The 14,553-nt window shown below is 65.2% G+C and carries 18 protein-coding genes and 1 pseudogene; 7 read left to right on the top strand and 12 right to left on the bottom strand.

Going from position 1 to position 14,553, the window contains the following annotated elements:
* Positions 1 to 290: 290 nt before the first annotated feature.
* Complete coding sequence (locus ACZ46K_RS09250) at positions 291 to 845, bottom strand: signal peptidase II (RefSeq protein ID WP_464747793.1); 555 nt, start codon at positions 843 to 845, stop codon at positions 291 to 293.
* 71 nt (positions 846 to 916) lie between these two features.
* Between ACZ46K_RS09250 and ACZ46K_RS09245 the strand changes: the two genes are divergently transcribed.
* Positions 917 to 1,822, top strand: a complete 906-nt coding sequence (locus tag ACZ46K_RS09245; protein ID WP_464747791.1) for a poly(ethylene terephthalate) hydrolase family protein — start codon at positions 917 to 919, stop codon at positions 1,820 to 1,822.
* 12 nt (positions 1,823 to 1,834) lie between these two features.
* Here the strand turns inward: ACZ46K_RS09245 and ACZ46K_RS09240 are convergent, their stop codons facing one another.
* From ACZ46K_RS09240 to ACZ46K_RS09220, 5 genes and pseudogenes are all read right to left on the bottom strand, one after another.
* On the bottom strand, positions 1,835 to 2,842 hold the full coding sequence (locus tag ACZ46K_RS09240) for a cytochrome P450 (RefSeq protein ID WP_464747789.1): 1,008 nt from the start codon (positions 2,840 to 2,842) through the stop codon (positions 1,835 to 1,837).
* 98 nt (positions 2,843 to 2,940) lie between these two features.
* Entirely contained in the window at positions 2,941 to 4,089 is a 1,149-nt protein-coding gene (locus ACZ46K_RS09235; RefSeq protein WP_054805271.1) for an RNA-guided endonuclease InsQ/TnpB family protein, read from the bottom strand.
* Positions 4,090 to 4,171: 82 nt separating this feature from the next.
* Positions 4,172 to 4,747: pseudogene (locus ACZ46K_RS09230) on the bottom strand (SDR family NAD(P)-dependent oxidoreductase); the annotation flags it as partial.
* 132 nt (positions 4,748 to 4,879) lie between these two features.
* Positions 4,880 to 6,094 carry a winged helix-turn-helix domain-containing protein gene (locus ACZ46K_RS09225; RefSeq protein WP_464747786.1) on the bottom strand — a complete coding sequence of 405 codons (1,215 nt, stop codon included), beginning with the start codon at positions 6,092 to 6,094 and terminating at the stop codon, positions 4,880 to 4,882.
* 163 nt (positions 6,095 to 6,257) lie between these two features.
* On the bottom strand, positions 6,258 to 6,662 hold the full coding sequence (locus ACZ46K_RS09220) for a DUF4259 domain-containing protein (protein WP_054807125.1): 405 nt from the start codon (positions 6,660 to 6,662) through the stop codon (positions 6,258 to 6,260).
* A 135-nt stretch (positions 6,663 to 6,797) separates the two neighbouring features.
* On the opposite strand from ACZ46K_RS09220, the gene ACZ46K_RS09215 reads away from it, so the two are divergent.
* Positions 6,798 to 7,331, top strand: coding sequence for a hypothetical protein (locus tag ACZ46K_RS09215; RefSeq protein ID WP_464747784.1), 534 nt, complete (start codon positions 6,798 to 6,800; stop codon positions 7,329 to 7,331).
* A gap of 13 nt (positions 7,332 to 7,344) precedes the next feature.
* On the opposite strand, the gene ACZ46K_RS09210 is transcribed toward ACZ46K_RS09215, so the two are convergent.
* On the bottom strand, positions 7,345 to 7,647 hold the full coding sequence (locus ACZ46K_RS09210) for a hypothetical protein (protein WP_464747782.1): 303 nt from the start codon (positions 7,645 to 7,647) through the stop codon (positions 7,345 to 7,347).
* Positions 7,648 to 7,659: 12 nt separating this feature from the next.
* Here ACZ46K_RS09210 and ACZ46K_RS09205 point away from each other — a divergent pair, with 12 nt between their 5' ends.
* Entirely contained in the window at positions 7,660 to 8,190 is a 531-nt protein-coding gene (locus tag ACZ46K_RS09205; protein ID WP_054810069.1) for a FadR/GntR family transcriptional regulator, read from the top strand.
* Between the two features lie 28 nt (positions 8,191 to 8,218).
* On the opposite strand, the gene ACZ46K_RS09200 is transcribed toward ACZ46K_RS09205, so the two are convergent.
* On the bottom strand, positions 8,219 to 8,707 hold the full coding sequence (locus ACZ46K_RS09200) for an SRPBCC family protein (RefSeq protein ID WP_054810070.1): 489 nt from the start codon (positions 8,705 to 8,707) through the stop codon (positions 8,219 to 8,221).
* A gap of 3 nt (positions 8,708 to 8,710) precedes the next feature.
* A complete protein-coding gene (locus ACZ46K_RS09195) occupies positions 8,711 to 9,052 on the bottom strand; it encodes an ArsR/SmtB family transcription factor (protein WP_054807128.1) in 342 nt (113 codons plus the stop codon).
* A 141-nt stretch (positions 9,053 to 9,193) separates the two neighbouring features.
* Here ACZ46K_RS09195 and ACZ46K_RS09190 point away from each other — a divergent pair, with 141 nt between their 5' ends.
* The 4 genes from ACZ46K_RS09190 (at position 9,194) to ACZ46K_RS09175 (ending at position 11,023) form a co-directional block, all read left to right on the top strand.
* The gene (locus ACZ46K_RS09190) at positions 9,194 to 9,466 is read left to right on the top strand and encodes a DUF2510 domain-containing protein (RefSeq protein ID WP_054807129.1); all 273 of its coding nucleotides are present in this window, start codon (positions 9,194 to 9,196) and stop codon (positions 9,464 to 9,466) included.
* A gap of 200 nt (positions 9,467 to 9,666) precedes the next feature.
* On the top strand, positions 9,667 to 10,077 hold the full coding sequence (locus tag ACZ46K_RS09185) for a hypothetical protein (RefSeq protein WP_464747779.1): 411 nt from the start codon (positions 9,667 to 9,669) through the stop codon (positions 10,075 to 10,077).
* A 38-nt stretch (positions 10,078 to 10,115) separates the two neighbouring features.
* The gene (locus ACZ46K_RS09180) at positions 10,116 to 10,520 is read left to right on the top strand and encodes a hypothetical protein (RefSeq protein WP_054807131.1); all 405 of its coding nucleotides are present in this window, start codon (positions 10,116 to 10,118) and stop codon (positions 10,518 to 10,520) included.
* A 122-nt stretch (positions 10,521 to 10,642) separates the two neighbouring features.
* A complete protein-coding gene (locus ACZ46K_RS09175) occupies positions 10,643 to 11,023 on the top strand; it encodes a hypothetical protein (protein WP_054810074.1) in 381 nt (126 codons plus the stop codon).
* Between the two features lie 16 nt (positions 11,024 to 11,039).
* Here the strand turns inward: ACZ46K_RS09175 and ACZ46K_RS09170 are convergent, their stop codons facing one another.
* The 3 genes from ACZ46K_RS09170 to ACZ46K_RS09160 all read right to left on the bottom strand — a co-directional run bounded on the left by ACZ46K_RS09170 (position 11,040) and on the right by ACZ46K_RS09160 (position 14,524).
* Positions 11,040 to 12,323 carry an RNA polymerase sigma factor gene (locus tag ACZ46K_RS09170; RefSeq protein ID WP_054807132.1) on the bottom strand — a complete coding sequence of 428 codons (1,284 nt, stop codon included), beginning with the start codon at positions 12,321 to 12,323 and terminating at the stop codon, positions 11,040 to 11,042.
* 18 nt (positions 12,324 to 12,341) lie between these two features.
* Positions 12,342 to 12,773, bottom strand: coding sequence for a YciI family protein (locus ACZ46K_RS09165; protein WP_054807133.1), 432 nt, complete (start codon positions 12,771 to 12,773; stop codon positions 12,342 to 12,344).
* A 122-nt stretch (positions 12,774 to 12,895) separates the two neighbouring features.
* Positions 12,896 to 14,524, bottom strand: a complete 1,629-nt coding sequence (locus tag ACZ46K_RS09160; protein ID WP_464749277.1) for a hypothetical protein — start codon at positions 14,522 to 14,524, stop codon at positions 12,896 to 12,898.
* Positions 14,525 to 14,553: the final 29 nt, after the last annotated feature.

The raw sequence follows: 14,553 nt of genomic DNA, 5'->3' as shown, positions 1-14,553 counted from the left end.
GTCATCCCACGCGGGATGAGATCTACGCTGTCCTGGATATCGGCCTGCTCAGGGGTAATTCCACGACTACTCCACGCGGGACGCTGGCGTGCTGCGCTCGCCCACAGCGGCGGGATGCTCATCGTCAGTGTTGCGACCGCCGCCCTCGGGCTCGGAATCGGCGATGTCCTTCAGTAGTCCCACTGATCACCAACCGACACCGCTGCTCGCAGCAGCCTCCGTCAGCGTCGCAGACCGGGCTGCAGGTACTGGATGCTCGCCGCGACGTCGGTGAACATCGCGACCGACGGTCACGCGTGGGGTCCGTCGCCGGTGTGGTCGGCCGCATCAGCCCGAGGCCGTGCATCGACGCCCACCAGCGTCAGAACGATCAGCAGGCCTGCCCCTCCGACGAGGGCGATGTCGGCCACGTTACCCACGAAGAATCCGTTGTAGTCGATGAAGTCCACCACGTGGCCTCGCGCGAAGCCGGGCGTGCGGAATACGCGGTCGCCGAGATGACTGATCGCTCCCCCGAGGAGTACTGCCACGCCGAGCGCCCAGAAAGGGTTGAACACGCGGGTGGCAAAGATGCAGAGTCCGACGACGGCGGCAGCGGCGATCACGGTGAGAATCCACGTGAACTGCCCACCGATCCCGAATGCGGCACCCGGGTTGTAGATGAGTCTCCACTGGAGGAACTCACCGATTACCGGTATTGCCCGACCGTCACTCAAGGTCGATTCCGCCCACCACTTGGTGAGCTGATCCACGATCACCACCACAGCAGCCACCGCGACAATCCACGGCAGGTACCGGCGCGAGGGTTCTGGTGCCGGGTGTCCGGGCAGAGGCGTCGATGTCATGGGAACATGTTCTCCGATCTTCGACCGTCGTGGTGAGTTGGCCGGCCGAGAACTCCGACTAGGGTTGGGCCGTGACGTTTCGACGACCACTGCCGCCCACCGGCCACATTCGGACAGCAATTCTCGCGGTGATCATCGCGGTGGCGTCCGGATTCTCGACGCCTGCCATCGCATCAGTTCCCACGGCGGGGTCCCCGGCGGCTCCCGGTGCTCCGGAACGGCACTCGGTCAGCGACCTCTACGCGGACACCGGTATCCACACCGTCGCCTCGGTGGCGGTGCCCGGATATCAGATGTTCTATCCCTCCGACATCGTTACCTACGACGAACGCCTTCCGGTGGTCACCTTCGGCAACGGAAGTTACGCGACGTACGAACAATACGAAGAGTTGCTTCGCCACCTGGCGTCCTGGGGCTTCGTCGTCGTGGTCGCCGACAGCAGCGTCACCGGCGACGGAACCGAGATTCTGGCGGCAGCGCGCTACATCCTTGCGCAGAACGACAACCCGGAGAGCGTTTTCCACGATCGCATCGACATCACTCGCGTCGCTGCCGTCGGGCATTCGCAGGGGTCGGGAGGTGCGATCAACGCCAGCACCGACTCCGACGGACTCATCACGTCCACCGCTGTCCTCGACCTGCCGGATCCCTGGTGGGCGACTCGACCCGTCGACGCGGTCGATGTGACTCGACTGACAAGTCCCGTGTTCTACCTGACGGGGGCCGAGGATCCGGTCTCGACGGCTGTTCCACAGGCCGCCTATTACGCCGCGAGCCCGGTGCCCGCGGCCCGTGCCCGCCTGCTGGGGGTGGGGCACAACTGGCCCACTGACGGTGGAGGATTCCGCGGTTACCTCACCGCGTGGCTGCGCTTCACTCTCACCGACGACACCGACGCCGCACGCGCCTTCGTCGGTCCTGCGCCGGAACTGTTGTCCGATCCATTGTGGGACGGGACTGCGATCAAGGGTTGGTGATTCGACTCCGGATCACAGATCCCACTCCACGGCAAGCTCATTGGGACCACGCAGCGCGACACCCACCTGACTGGTGACTCCCGCCCGGCCTGCAGTGCCATCTCGGAACCGCAACTCGGGCAAGCGTTCCAGCAGCGCGACCAGCGCGGTCTCGAGTTCCGCAAGTGCGAGCCAGTTGCCGGCGCAACTGTGCGGGCCCTGTCCGAAAGCGAGTTGGGCCTGCTTTCGACGGGTGATGTCGAATCCATCCGGATCCGGAAACACCGCGGGGTCGCGCAGGGCGGCGTTGATCGAGAAGATCATCGGAGTCGCCGCCGGAAGGTCGATCCCGTTCCACACGGTCGCCTCGGGACACACGCGCGGCAGCAGTCCGACTGGCGGCTCCCAGCGCAAACCTTCCCAGATCGCCCACACCGCGTGAGCATCGAGATCCGAACGCAGGATCTCCATCTGGTCGGGGTGCGTGAGTAGCGCGGAGAGGGTATTGCCGAGGGCCAGCATCGTGGTGTCGGCGCCCGCCGGGAACAGCAGGCGCAGGAAGGACAAGACCTCGTCGTCGTCGAGAGTTTCGCCTTCGATATCTTCGGTCAACAGAACCGAGATCAGGTCGTCGCCGGGCCTGCGCCTGCGCTCGGCGATGATCGGCGTGACGAAGCCCGTGAACTCCTCGGACGCCCGCATCGCCGCAGTGGGATCGAGAGGAAAGAAGAAGAGGTCGTGTGCCCAGCGGTACACCACCGATTCGTCTGCGATCGGCAGTCCCAACAACCTGCTGATCAGCAGAACCGGGTACCGGGTTGTGAACTCGGCGACGAGGTCGACGCTCCCGCGGTCGGCGAACCGATCGATCAGTTCATGCGCGAGTGGCTTCAACAACGGTGAGATGTACTCCGCCACCTGCCTGCGACGAAAGGGCGGCGAGACCAGCGCACGGTTCCTTCGGTGCTCGTCGCCCGCCATGCACTGCAGAGTCTTGCCCAGTACCGGCCCCGTGATCGCGACACCCCTGAGGGGAAGCAAGGAACTTGACGTCCTCCCGGCCGTGAACGACCGGGATTCCTCCTGCAGCGCTACGCGCCACTCCGGTGGGTTCCTGTTTCACAGGGACCTACCTCCCGCTAAGCGGCAGGATTTACGGTCCCTCCGCAAGCGTTTAACCACTCGGCCCGTCCGGCCGCGTGGATGTTCTTGGCGGCGTTGAGATCGCGGTCGTGGACCACCCCGCACGCCGTGCACTGCCACTCCCGAATCGAGAGCGGTTTCGGGCCGTCCTTCTTCCCGCACGCCGAGCACAGCTGACTCGACGGGTAGAAGCGGTCCACCTTGACGAAGGTGCGCCCGTACCGGGTGGCCTTCTCCTCGAGCAGCCGGGTGAACATCGCCCACCCGGCGTCGTGCACCGACTTCGCCAACCGCGTCCGCGCCAGCCCGGTGACACACAAGTCCTCGACGAACACCGCTTGGTTCTCGCGGATGATCGCCATGGACTGCTTGTGTGCCCAGTCGTTGCGGGCGTCGGCCACCTTGGCGTGGGCCTTGGCGACACGGATGCGCGCCTTGACCCTGTTCTTCGATCCCTTCTGCTTGCGGGACAGACTCTGCTGCGCCTTGCGGAGTGTGCGTTCGGCGCGGCGGAAAAACTTCGGGGACTCGATGACCTTCCCGTCCGAGAGCACCGCGAACGTCGTCAAACCCAGGTCGATCCCCACCTCCGCATCGCACTCCGGCAACGGATCGTCGGTCGTCTCGACCACAAAACTGGCGAAGTACCGACCCGCCGGGTCCTTGATGATGGACACGCTCGACGGCGTCGACGGCAACTCCCGCGACCACGCCACCTCCAGTTCACCCACCTTCGCGATATACAGCTTCCGGTTCGGGCGAAGTGAAAACCCGTTGCGGGTGAGCCGGATCGCCTGCCGGTTGTCTTTGCGGGACTTGAACCGCGGCGGGCCGACCTTGCGGCCCTTGCGCTTCCCCGACATCGAGTCGAACCAGTTGCGGTAGGCCACTGCCGAGTCGCGCACCGACTGCACCAGCGCTACCGACGCTACTTCGGCCAGCCACGCCCGTTGTGGGGTCTTCTTCGCCTCGGTGACCACCTGTTTCTGCACGTCGGTGTCCGAGAGCTTCACCCCAGACACGTACGCGTCCTGCCGTGCGCGCAGCGCATCGTTGAACACCACCCGTGCACATCCGAACGACCGGGCCAGCATGTCCTGCTGCCCGGGCGTCGGATAGACGCGGTACTGGTATCGAAGCTGCACAGCGAGACCATAGCCACGACCACCGACATGATTGATGCGCTAACCCGGCCCTGAAGGACCGGGCTTGCGCGCTACGTTCTCCGGTCACGACGTCGGCAACCTCGGACGCGTCCACGATCCACCCGATCGAGTTCGTCACAAGACGTTCTTCGAGGTCGGCCACCGAGGTCCCTTCGGTCTCCGACTGCGCCGTGAGCCGATCGGTCAGACGCTCGGTCCGGGTGAGACCTGGATGCACTACGGTGACGTTGATCCCGTGCGGTGCCACCTCCCGCGCTGTGCGCAGATAACCCAGGACTTTGATCTCGACCTCCTCGCGGACCAGATCATCGGTGGTCGACGCGAAATCGCGCGGTTTCCCCGAACTCCATGGCGTCGCAGCAGAGTTCACCAAGATGTCGACACCTCCGAGTTCGTCGACCACCGTCTGCACGAGCGCGCGCACGGATTCCTCGTCGCCGGTGTCGGTGGGGACACCGATCACTCGACGTCCGGTCTCCTGCGACAGCTCCGTCGCAGCCGCGGAGAGCGCATCCGCGCTGCGAGCCGCAAGCGCGACATCCACACCTTCCAGTGCAAGACCTCTGGCCACCGCTCGCCCGATGCCCCGGCTACCGCCTGTCACGATCGCCCGCTTACCGCTCAATCCGAGATCCATGTGCCCTACTCTTCTCGTCGATACACCTGTCCGCCGAACGTAGAACACGCGCGCGCTGGTGTCATCGCTTCCACTCACGGTGACGGGAAATACGCGGGCGCGCCCGGTCGAGCGACAAGCGGACGATCCGCCTCACAACTGAGCAGCGAGTTTCGCGGCCAGGTCGCCGCGCTCCCCGACCACGACATCGGAGAGACCGAGCCAGTTCGCCATCGCCCGCAACTCGGCCGCGAGTGCCTCTGCCACGGCGCCGACATCTGCCCCTTCCTCGACGAAAGCGCCCGGAACACACAGCGCATCTCCTGCTCTGTCTGCCTTGAGATCTACGCGCGCAACAAGTTCCCCGCCCAGGAGGAACGGGTAGACGTAGTACCCGTGCACACGTTTGTGCTCCGGTGTGTAGATCTCGAGGCGGTACCGGAAGCCGAAGATCCGCTCGGTACGGGGCCGGTGGAAAACCAGTGGGTCGAACGGGCACAAGAGCGCCGTACCGCGTGCGCGACGCGGCACGGGCATTTCCGAGTGCAGGTAGGCGGGCTCGTTCCAACCTCGGACCATGACGGGGACCAGGGTGCCCTCGTCGACGAGATCTGCAACGGCAGGGCGGGTCTGGCTGGCAGACAGCCGATAGTAGTCGCGCAGGTCGGCGACTGTCGCAATGCCGAGCGCCCGCGCAGATCCGCGAAGGAGCTCCCGGATGGCATCCTCCTCGTCGATTCGTGTGGCGAGCACATCGGCCGGCAGTACCCGTTCAGCAAGGTCGTAGTAGCGGCTGAACGCGACCCGGCGGTCCACCGACAGCTCGCCCACTGCGAAGAGCTGCTCGCAGACCACCTTGACGTCGCTGCGTCCCCACCAGGGTCCGCGGCCGCCCGATGGTTCGACCTGCAGATGCTTCTCGATCTCGCCCGCCGACGCAGCCCCGACCGCGGTGATCACGTCGAGGATGTCTCTGCCGAGGGTGGGGTTGCGTTCGAGAACGCGACGTTCGCCTGCCCATCGGCCCCCGGAGTAGCGCTGCATCCGCCACCGCATCAGCGGCCAGTCCTCGACGGGGATCAGCGCTGCTTCGTGTGCCCAGTACTCGACGAGAGCTCGGGGCGCTCGCGCACTGTGGCGCCATGCCGCGACATCGAGGACATCGCGGTCGTAGGCACCGATCCGGCTGAACACCGGCATGTAGTGCGCGCGAACAGCCACGGAGACGGAGTCGATCTGCAGGAGGGCCGTCCGGTCGACGGCCCGGAGCACGTGCCTCCGAGTGGCCGGCCCGGCCGGGCGCCGGTCTGCAAAGCCCTGGGCGGCAACGGCGGTGCGCCGGGCTGCTGCGGCGGTCATCTCGAACATGGACCAACCGTGCCATGCGCCACCGACAGCCGTACTCGGGTGTCAGTCCGAACCGAACCGAACGCAGCACTGCATCCAGGCGCCCGCTGCGATCGCCAATGGTCGCACCCTGGTCCGAGATCTGGGATCGGTTCGTGCACCCTGCACGGGTAATCGAACGCGATCAGCTGAGCGATCCGAGACCTTCCACCCTGGTCGCAATCGGCAACCGCCACATCTCGAGGTCCTCCGGACCGTTCTCTGCCCACAGTTCGTGAAGCTCCGACGTGTCGCTGCCGGCGATCGTGCGCGCAAGTGTCTCGAGAATCCACGCGCGGTGATCCGGCGTCAACGATCGAGCGAACGCAGCGGCGTCGATACCGTCGAGCTGCGAGCATGCCGGCCGGAGCCCGTGTGCCACGGCGAGGACCTCGGCCACTGCAACGGCGGCTTGGGCATCGTCCGCTTCCAGGTACCCGTCGTCGACATGAGTGCTGTACTGGTCGATGTCGAAGTCGCCCGCCCGAAGCGACGCGAGCAGGTCGCCTGCTCCATCGTTCTCGAACGGTCCGAAACCCCATGTCCCCATCGCTGCCTCCTGATCTGTGGGCCGTCGGTCTGTCGGTGGTCGACCATAGGTGCGTCCACCGACAGGAATTCGTTCGCGACGCGAGCAGGCCGCTGTTGATGTAATGAATTCTGTTCTCCGCACGATGTTCTGGACATGAAAATTTCACATCGCATTACTTCAGCTGCTGCTGCCGGGTTCCTGGGCACTGCGATGTTCGTTGCGGCACCGGGCGTGGCCGGTGCCGCCGATCCATGTCAGCTCGGATGGTCGAATGTCGGCCCCCGATCCTGCGCCATGACAGACGTCGGGATGGCCCCGGTGTTGACGTTGGGGAACGGCATCTGCGCAGGCGTGATGATTGCCTCCGGGACCGCGTTCGACGGCCCGCTCTACCACTACTCCACTTTTCCCGGGGCCACCCATGCCGTCGACCTGCGCATCTCGCAGGGCTTCTCACCGCTGGGTGAGTGGGCGCCGACCATCCTGGCCTGCGACGTCACCGCAATCGTCGATTGGCAGAACCTCGACACCGGCCGGAGCGGCTCGGTGAATCAGTTCATTCCCGCGAGCCACACGAGCACCCGGCCGATGAATGTGCTTGTGAATACGGGTCCGGGACGGGTTCAGCTCACTCTGCGGACCGACCGCCCCAGCCTCCCGGTATCGACCGAAGTGTTCGTCCCCTGACGCGCCACAACACTCACACGGCAGTCGGCTTCTCACGACCCCGGCCGGCCGGTACTGCGACGGCGATCTGGACTGTCGCGAGGAGAACGATGAGGAGGAGCGGCACCGTCCACCCGCCGGTGCCTTCGGCGAGGTAGCCCGCACCGATCGGACCGGCCGAGGCGAGGAGATAGCCGACGGACTGTGCCATGCCGGACAGCTGAGTCGTCTCGTACTGAGTTCGCCCGCGAAGACCGATCAGCGACAACGCGACGACACGTGAGGCACCGGTTCCCATACCCGCGACCACTGCCCACACGGCAGGCCGTCGAGGCACCCCCGGGGCACGGTGCGCGAAGCGCTGCGTGGACTGACCATCACGGGCCTGCTCGAACCCCGGGTAGGGGACGGCACCTACGTCCGCGCAACCAACGAGATCACCGGAGTGCTCGTCCGCGACGACTATTCCACCGCGCTCGACCACGTTCTGGATACGCGAGCGGGACTCGAGGCCATCAGTGCGCGGCTGGCCGCCCAACACTCCACGCCCGAAGCGCGCGCGGCAATGTCAGCGGCACTCGATGCACGCACACGTGCGCACGAGGCCGGCGATCTCAACGCATACACCAAGGCCGACACCGACTTTCACCGTGCGGTCGTCCACGCCAGCGGAAATCCGCTACTCGCTCGCCTCCATGCCGCGGTGGCCGAAGTGCTGAACGCCCCGCTGATGCACGCCTCCACATTCCCCGAGGGGCCCGGCATCGGCGATGCCCATCGGGATCTGGTCCGCGCGATCGAGAACGGATCGTCCGATGACGCGACCCGCATCGCCTACGAGCTGATCGAGTCGGTGAAGGCGGCCGTGCCACCCGGCTGATGGCCCGACCGCCTCCACTCGCGTGCCGCTATGAGGAAGCGAGAAGGTCGTCGATCTGGCCGATCGCCGACGTGGCCCCCTCGACCACACCCATGTCCAGCACCTTCTGCAATGCATCGGCCGATTCGAAAGTGCTCACGTACGTCGCCCGGGTGCCACCGTCGTGTTCGACGAAGGTGTAGACGTTCTCGGACACCGGCAGTTCCGGTGCCGGATTGAAATCCTCGTCGGCGAATCCGTCGGCGAACGAGAAGCTCCGTGGCTGGTCGACTGCCGCGACCTGCCAGTATCCGGCGTATTTCTCGCCCTCAGGGCCGGTCATGTAGTAGGTCGTCCGACCACCAGGCCTGAGGTTGTGGTCGACCACGGTCGCGGGGTATCCGGGCGGGCCCCAGATCTTCTCCAGCTGACGCGGGTCGGCGTAGACCTGCCATACGCGCTCCACGGGTGCGGCGAAGTCTGCGGTGATGGTCAGGGTCAGGTTGTCGAGATCTTGCTTGACGTCAGTAACAGGCATAGTTCAGCCCTCCTTGGTCGAGTCGGATGCGATGAGTTCGTCGATGCGCGCGATGCGGCCACGCCACACTTGTTCGAGCTCGGTGAGCATGGACGCCACCGATCGCACCGCCTCCACGTCGCCGCTCGCCAACTGCTCGCGACCACTGCGTCGCTTGGTCAGCAGCCCTGCCTTCTCCAGCACGGCAACGTGCTTCTGAACCGCGGCGAAACTCATCTCGTAGTTCGCCGCGAGTGCGGAAACCGAGCTCTCCCCCGCCAGCACCCGGCGCATGATGTCGCGTCGCGTCCGGTCGGCAAGAGCATGGAACAGGGCGTCGGCCCGGTCCTCGTCAGCTCCGTTCACGACCCCAATATACAACCAAATGGTTGTACGTTGTCAAGGGTCCGGACGGCCCGCTCAGGGAGTGACGCACACCTCAATTCTTCGGTGTAACGCCGCCGGATCCAGTCCGGATAATTATCGGACGAAAGGATCCAGGAGCTCATGATCACCCCGCCGCCCGGCTGGTATTCCGACCCCGAGACCGCACGACTTATCCGCTGGTGGGACGGCGAACAGTGGACCGCCCATACGCACCTCGCCACCAGTTCGGGGCCGCCGGCAGCAGTGGTCCAGACGGAAGCGCCGCCGACCGTCGACGACAACCCTCGTGGCTGGCTGATCACGGCCGCGAAGATCGCCGGCGGACTCTTGGTCATGCACCTGACTCTCGTCGCGTGCAACCACGTCGCCATCGGCCCGCTCACGCTTCCCTGACGGCCTGTCGGGCGCAGCGCATCGGAATCCGCCTGGTCGGCGTTGCGCTTTCGTGACGCTCGGCATCACAGCGAGGACACCGCGTCGACCGTGTGTTACGGGTCCCTTACAAACGCCACGGTTTGCAACACCCGCCTCCCACGACACCGCCCATCATGGAAATCGGGTCGGAACCTGAGCCGTGTTCGGAGGTAAGACGAATGGATGGGCGAAGAGTCCGGCGCGCAGCGATTGCTCTCGCAGCGCCGCTGGTAGTACTGACGAGTTTGGCGCCGGCGGCGTCGGCAGATATCGAAACGACGGTGAGCTGGGCGGTCTTCACCAAAGAGGATTCGGTGCAGGTCCGGTTCAATTATCACCAGTCCCCCGACAGGGATTGGCCCTACACGTGCAGGGCCTCGATCCTGAGTGCGGGGACGAGGAGTCTCGACATGAATACGGTCACGTACGGCGCCATCGAGTTCACAGACGTCAGCGAAGGCACTCACACCGTGAGTGCGACGTGCGAAAACAGCGATGGTGTCCAGCAAGATGTGGGGAGGATCCTGTTCCAGCTGCCCGGCCCGGACCACTGGCGATTGGCCCGAACCCAGCATGCCGTCATCGACTGATCGACGCGACGCTCTCATCGGTTCGAAAGAGGTACCTCGTGCGACTGCACCACATTCCGCTCCGCGTTGCGACGGGAGCCTTCATCCTCAACTCGGGTCTGGGTAAACGGAACCTCCCGGTCGAGAACGCAACCGCCCTGCAGGGCATGGCCGGAAATGCCTTTCCGGCGTTCAAGAAGATGGACGCCAGGACGTTCGGAACTTTTCTGAGTACGTCCGAGATGGGAATCGGCGCGGCTCTGCTGACTCCGATCGTGCCGCCGTTCCTCGCCGGCGCGGCCCTGACGGCGTTCGGCGGCGGCATGATGACGATGTACTGGCGAACACCCGGAATGCACGAAGACGGTTCTCCGAAGCCCACCCAGGACGGCACCGCGCTCGCGAAGGACGTCTGGCTCCTCGGCGCCGGCCTCACCTTGCTCCTCGACGGGCTCAGGAAGTGATTGATGTCGAAAGAAGCACTGCGCCAGCACAATAGGAAGATCGTCGGTTACGTCCGAATATCGATCACGATTGGTTCGACGGAACCGTGGTGGAATTCGCGTATCTGCGGTGGAATGGAGCGATGAACATCGCTGAGACGCCACCCACCGAACGACGACGAAAGGCACTCCAGGCCATCAAGGACCTCGGGCGACAACGCAGCGATCACGCTGTCCTGAAAGTGCGATGCCCCAAGAGCCACACGGTCGCCGCCGTCTACAAGACGGAGGAAGGCCCGGTGGTGGTGTGCGGAGTCGGACCGGGCGGCCACGGCTCCCGCGACCGCGAAGCCAACAATCGTGGCAACGACTCACTCGACGACAAGTTCGTCGACACCGTCGAAGCCACCCAGTTCGAAGACGACGAGCTTCCCGCCGGCTGCGGATGTGGGCCGCGCACACTCTCGCGCAAGAAGCTTCAGGCCGCAGTCGCGGGGCACGAACACATCGTCACCCTCACCTAGAGCTACCTGCACCTGGCTACCCTGCCCCGAGCGACCTCAGGTCCAGTTCATCCACCTTCGCCAGGAGGACGGCGCGTTCGCGCTCGTTCCCTGTTGCCTCGGCCGCCGCGCGCAGTTCGGCCCGGGCCTCCTCATTCCTCCCCAGCTGTGCGAGAAGATCCCCTCTCACGCTCGGAAGCAGGTGATATCCAGCGAGCTTCCCTGACGCAACTATCTTGTCGACATACTCGAGCGCGGGCCCCGGCCCGTACGCCATCGAGACTGCTGCCGCATGGTTGAGATCCACCACCGGCGACGGTGCCAGACGCTGCAGCGCCTCGTACAGCAGCACGATCCGTTTCCAATCGGTGTCCGAAAATTCTGCTGCGCGCGCGTGGCATTCCGCGATCGCGGCCTGGAGACCGTATGGTCCGCGACCACGACCGATCGCATCAGCGCGGTCCAATGCCGCGAGACCGCGGGTGATCTGCCCGCGGTCCCACTTGGTGCGGTCCTGGTCGGCCAGAAGGATCGGTTCCCCCGACGGCGTGGTTCGTGCGGGGAACCGCGATGCGGTGAGCTCCATGAGCGCGACCAGCCCGTGCGCCTCCGGCTCGTTCGGGACGAGTTCGGCGAGGATCCTCGCGATCCGCAACGCCTCCGCACTGATATCAGGACGCAGCCACTCGTCTCCCGAGCTGGCCGCATAACCCTCGTTGAACACCAGATACAGCACACCGAGCACTGCCGAGAGCCTGGTCGCGAATTCGTCGCGACCCGGCACCTCGAACACGGCCTTCGCGGCCGTGAGTGTCTTCTTTGCTCGGACGATGCGCTGCTGCACCGTCGACATCGGCGTCAGGAATGCGCGGCCGATCTCTCCGGTCGTCAAACCGCCGACGAGACGAAGCGTCAACGCCACTTGCGCTTTCCGCCCCAGCACCGGATGGCACGTCATGAACATCAGGCGCAGGACGTCGTCGTCGATGCGGTCGGGATCCCACGAGGGATCGTCGAAGTGCGACGCATCGTTCTCGAGTTCCCGCGCCATGTGCGCGTGTCGCGCGTCGAGGCGTTCCTGTCGTCGCCACGTGTCGATGGCGCGGCGGGTGGCGACGGAGGTCAACCACGCGGCCGGGTTCCGGGGAACTCCCGCGGCAGGCCACTGCTCGACCGCTTCGAGCAGAGCCTGCCCCGCGAGATCCTCGGCGAAATCGAGATCCCCGACCTTGCGGGTGAGGGTCGCGACGATCTTCGCCGATTCGATCCGCCACACCGCGTCCACCGCGCGTCGCGCGCGAAGTGTCGCCTCGTCCGTCATCACTCAGCCGGCCATCACTCAGCCGACGACCGGGCGCTCGGTGCCGAGTTCCTCACGCCAGACCTGTTCCTTCTGGATGTACTCGTTGTCCTGGTCGAAATCCTCGTTCTCGTGCACACGACGCACCTCGAGCTTGCTGCCCGGTCCGAGGGGGCACCGCTTCGCCCACTCGGCGGCTTCCTCCTTGGTGGAGGTCTGGATGATCCAGAAGCCGTTGAACAGTTCCTTCGTCTCGCCGTAGGGACCATCGGTGACGAGCGGTGTCTCGGAGTCGAAATCGACGACGAACCCCTCCTCCGCCTCGGCGAGCCCCTCGCCGGCAAGCAGGACGCCGGCCTTGATGAGCGATTCGTTGTACTGACCCATCGCGTTGATGATCTCGTCGAAATCCATGTTCTTGGACGCTTCGATGGCGGCGTCGGTGGCGCGCATGATCAGCATGTACTTCATGAGAACTCCCTCGTTCTGTGAATCCCGTGGACCGCCTTTCGGTCCCTGATGTCTACACGTCGAACAACGCAGACGCCGATCGACACGACAGACGAAAAAACTTCGAGAACCTTTCGGGTGACTCACACACCACGGTGGAGGAGTCGTCGGAACAGGTCGAGCACCTCGTCCGCCCACCCGAGAATCGACAGCGCACTGTCGATGTTCTGCGGCGGACTCTGTACGAGCGTGTCCTGACGGAGGAGGCGTTCGAAATCCACCGTCGAGTCGGTGCGTACCTCGCCGTTCGGGTGACGGAACTCGACTCCTGCGCTCGCCATGATCGTCATGACCTCTTGCGCGAGGATTCCGTAGCCGACGGTGGTGGGATGAACTCCGTCGAGTGAGAACAGGCCGCCGGTCGCTCGTCCGCCCTTGCCGTCGGCGGTGAGGAACCGTGTGTCGGGGACGGGATCGAGCGCTGCGAGGGCGGGGGGCATCGGATAGGGCGTCCACCACGCGGGCCGGGCACTGAGGTCGTCACGGTAGCGGCGCGCGGCGAGGCGTTCGAGCACACCCGCGACGTCGAGCAGATGCCAGTCGCGGCCGTCACGCCGCGCATCGGCGACAGCCTGCTGGATCGTGTTGTTGTAGTGGTCGATCGCGGTGTCGACGACGTGTGCCTGCTCCCCCGTGATGTGTTCGTCGCGTGCCGCGTCGAAGTGTTGTTCGTCGATCCAGGGGCGCGTGTAATAGGGAAAGTACCGCGAACCGCTCTTGTCGCCGAGACCTCGTGCGATCGGGGCGATGGTGACATGCGGGATCGTGCAGAGGATGACGTGTCGCGCGGAAATCCGGCGTACCTGTCGCACGATGTCCGCAAACTCGGCGTCGAAGTGCTCGGGTCGCCAGATCGTGTAGGAGTTCTTGCGGTCGAGGTCCTTGTACTCGGCGCCGCTCCACGCGACACGCAGTTGGGTGACGGTGCCCAGTGCGTTGTTGGAACCGAGGAAGACGACGAGCGTCTCGATGCCGCTGTCGGTGTCGTCGCCATGGTCGTCGCCGAGGGCTGCGGCCGCGTCGAACAACGTCATCGCTTCCTGCGCCGGCGCCCAGTGCGGGTAGACGCGCATGGCCGCGCGGTCACCGTTGTTCTCCACGATCTGGTCGAGGAAGTTGTCGCTGGGTGTCGCGATGCGGGCCGCGCAGTCGGCGGCGGTCTTCTCGAGGGCGTCGCGTAGATCCCAGCCGTAGCACGACAGATTCTGGTTGTAGCTGCCGATCACCGGAGCGATCGCTCCGGGGCCGCGCTCCCAGTAGTCCTCGACCTCGTCCATGAAGTCACGCAGAGTGAACAGCGCCGCCGGAATCTCCCACGGCTTCAGCTGCGGCCCATAGCGCTGTTCGAGGCGTCGGAGCATGAGTTCGACATTCAGCGGTAGTCCACCCGGCCCTCCGTAGCGCGGATAGCGGAACGAGTCGAGCACGCCGAGTTCGTAGGCGACGATCGCGGGCACCGACACGTCGGTCCGGTAGACGGCACCGCTCTGGAACCCCTGCAGGAGCGAATCTCCGAGCGCCACGAACTTGTGTGGTGGTGTGCCGCGGGCATCCACCCGCACCGCCACTCCGACGGTGGAGTCGAATTCGGGCACGCGCGGCGGTTCGGCTGCTTGTGCGACAACTTCTTTCGGTGTTCCCTCGGGAAGGCCCACCCCATGAGCGTGAGCCGGGCAGCGCACGATGTCAACGACCGGCGGGCGAGCCGTCATCATGAGGACGGATCATGGGGTGGACACAG

The organism is Rhodococcus sp. JCM 9793, assembly GCF_055380405.1.
This window is presented reverse-complemented; position numbering and strand designations above follow the sequence as displayed.

What these genes read in the sequence shown, in the direction of transcription:
- ACZ46K_RS09250 (WP_464747793.1), bottom strand. Translation starts at nt 845, where the DNA reads ATGACATCGACGCCTCTGCCCGGACACCCGGCACCAGAACCCTCGCGC.
- ACZ46K_RS09225 (WP_464747786.1), bottom strand. Translation starts at nt 6,094, where the DNA reads ATGTTCGAGATGACCGCCGCAGCAGCCCGGCGCACCGCCGTTGCCGCC.
- ACZ46K_RS09220 (WP_054807125.1), bottom strand. Translation starts at nt 6,662, where the DNA reads ATGGGGACATGGGGTTTCGGACCGTTCGAGAACGATGGAGCAGGCGAC.
- ACZ46K_RS09215 (WP_464747784.1), top strand. Translation starts at nt 6,798, where the DNA reads ATGAAAATTTCACATCGCATTACTTCAGCTGCTGCTGCCGGGTTCCTG.
- ACZ46K_RS09200 (WP_054810070.1), bottom strand. Translation starts at nt 8,707, where the DNA reads ATGCCTGTTACTGACGTCAAGCAAGATCTCGACAACCTGACCCTGACC.
- ACZ46K_RS09190 (WP_054807129.1), top strand. Translation starts at nt 9,194, where the DNA reads ATGATCACCCCGCCGCCCGGCTGGTATTCCGACCCCGAGACCGCACGA.
- ACZ46K_RS09185 (WP_464747779.1), top strand. Translation starts at nt 9,667, where the DNA reads ATGGATGGGCGAAGAGTCCGGCGCGCAGCGATTGCTCTCGCAGCGCCG.
- ACZ46K_RS09175 (WP_054810074.1), top strand. Translation starts at nt 10,643, where the DNA reads ATGAACATCGCTGAGACGCCACCCACCGAACGACGACGAAAGGCACTC.
- ACZ46K_RS09170 (WP_054807132.1), bottom strand. Translation starts at nt 12,323, where the DNA reads ATGACGGACGAGGCGACACTTCGCGCGCGACGCGCGGTGGACGCGGTG.
- ACZ46K_RS09165 (WP_054807133.1), bottom strand. Translation starts at nt 12,773, where the DNA reads ATGAAGTACATGCTGATCATGCGCGCCACCGACGCCGCCATCGAAGCG.
- ACZ46K_RS09160 (WP_464749277.1), bottom strand. Translation starts at nt 14,524, where the DNA reads ATGACGGCTCGCCCGCCGGTCGTTGACATCGTGCGCTGCCCGGCTCAC.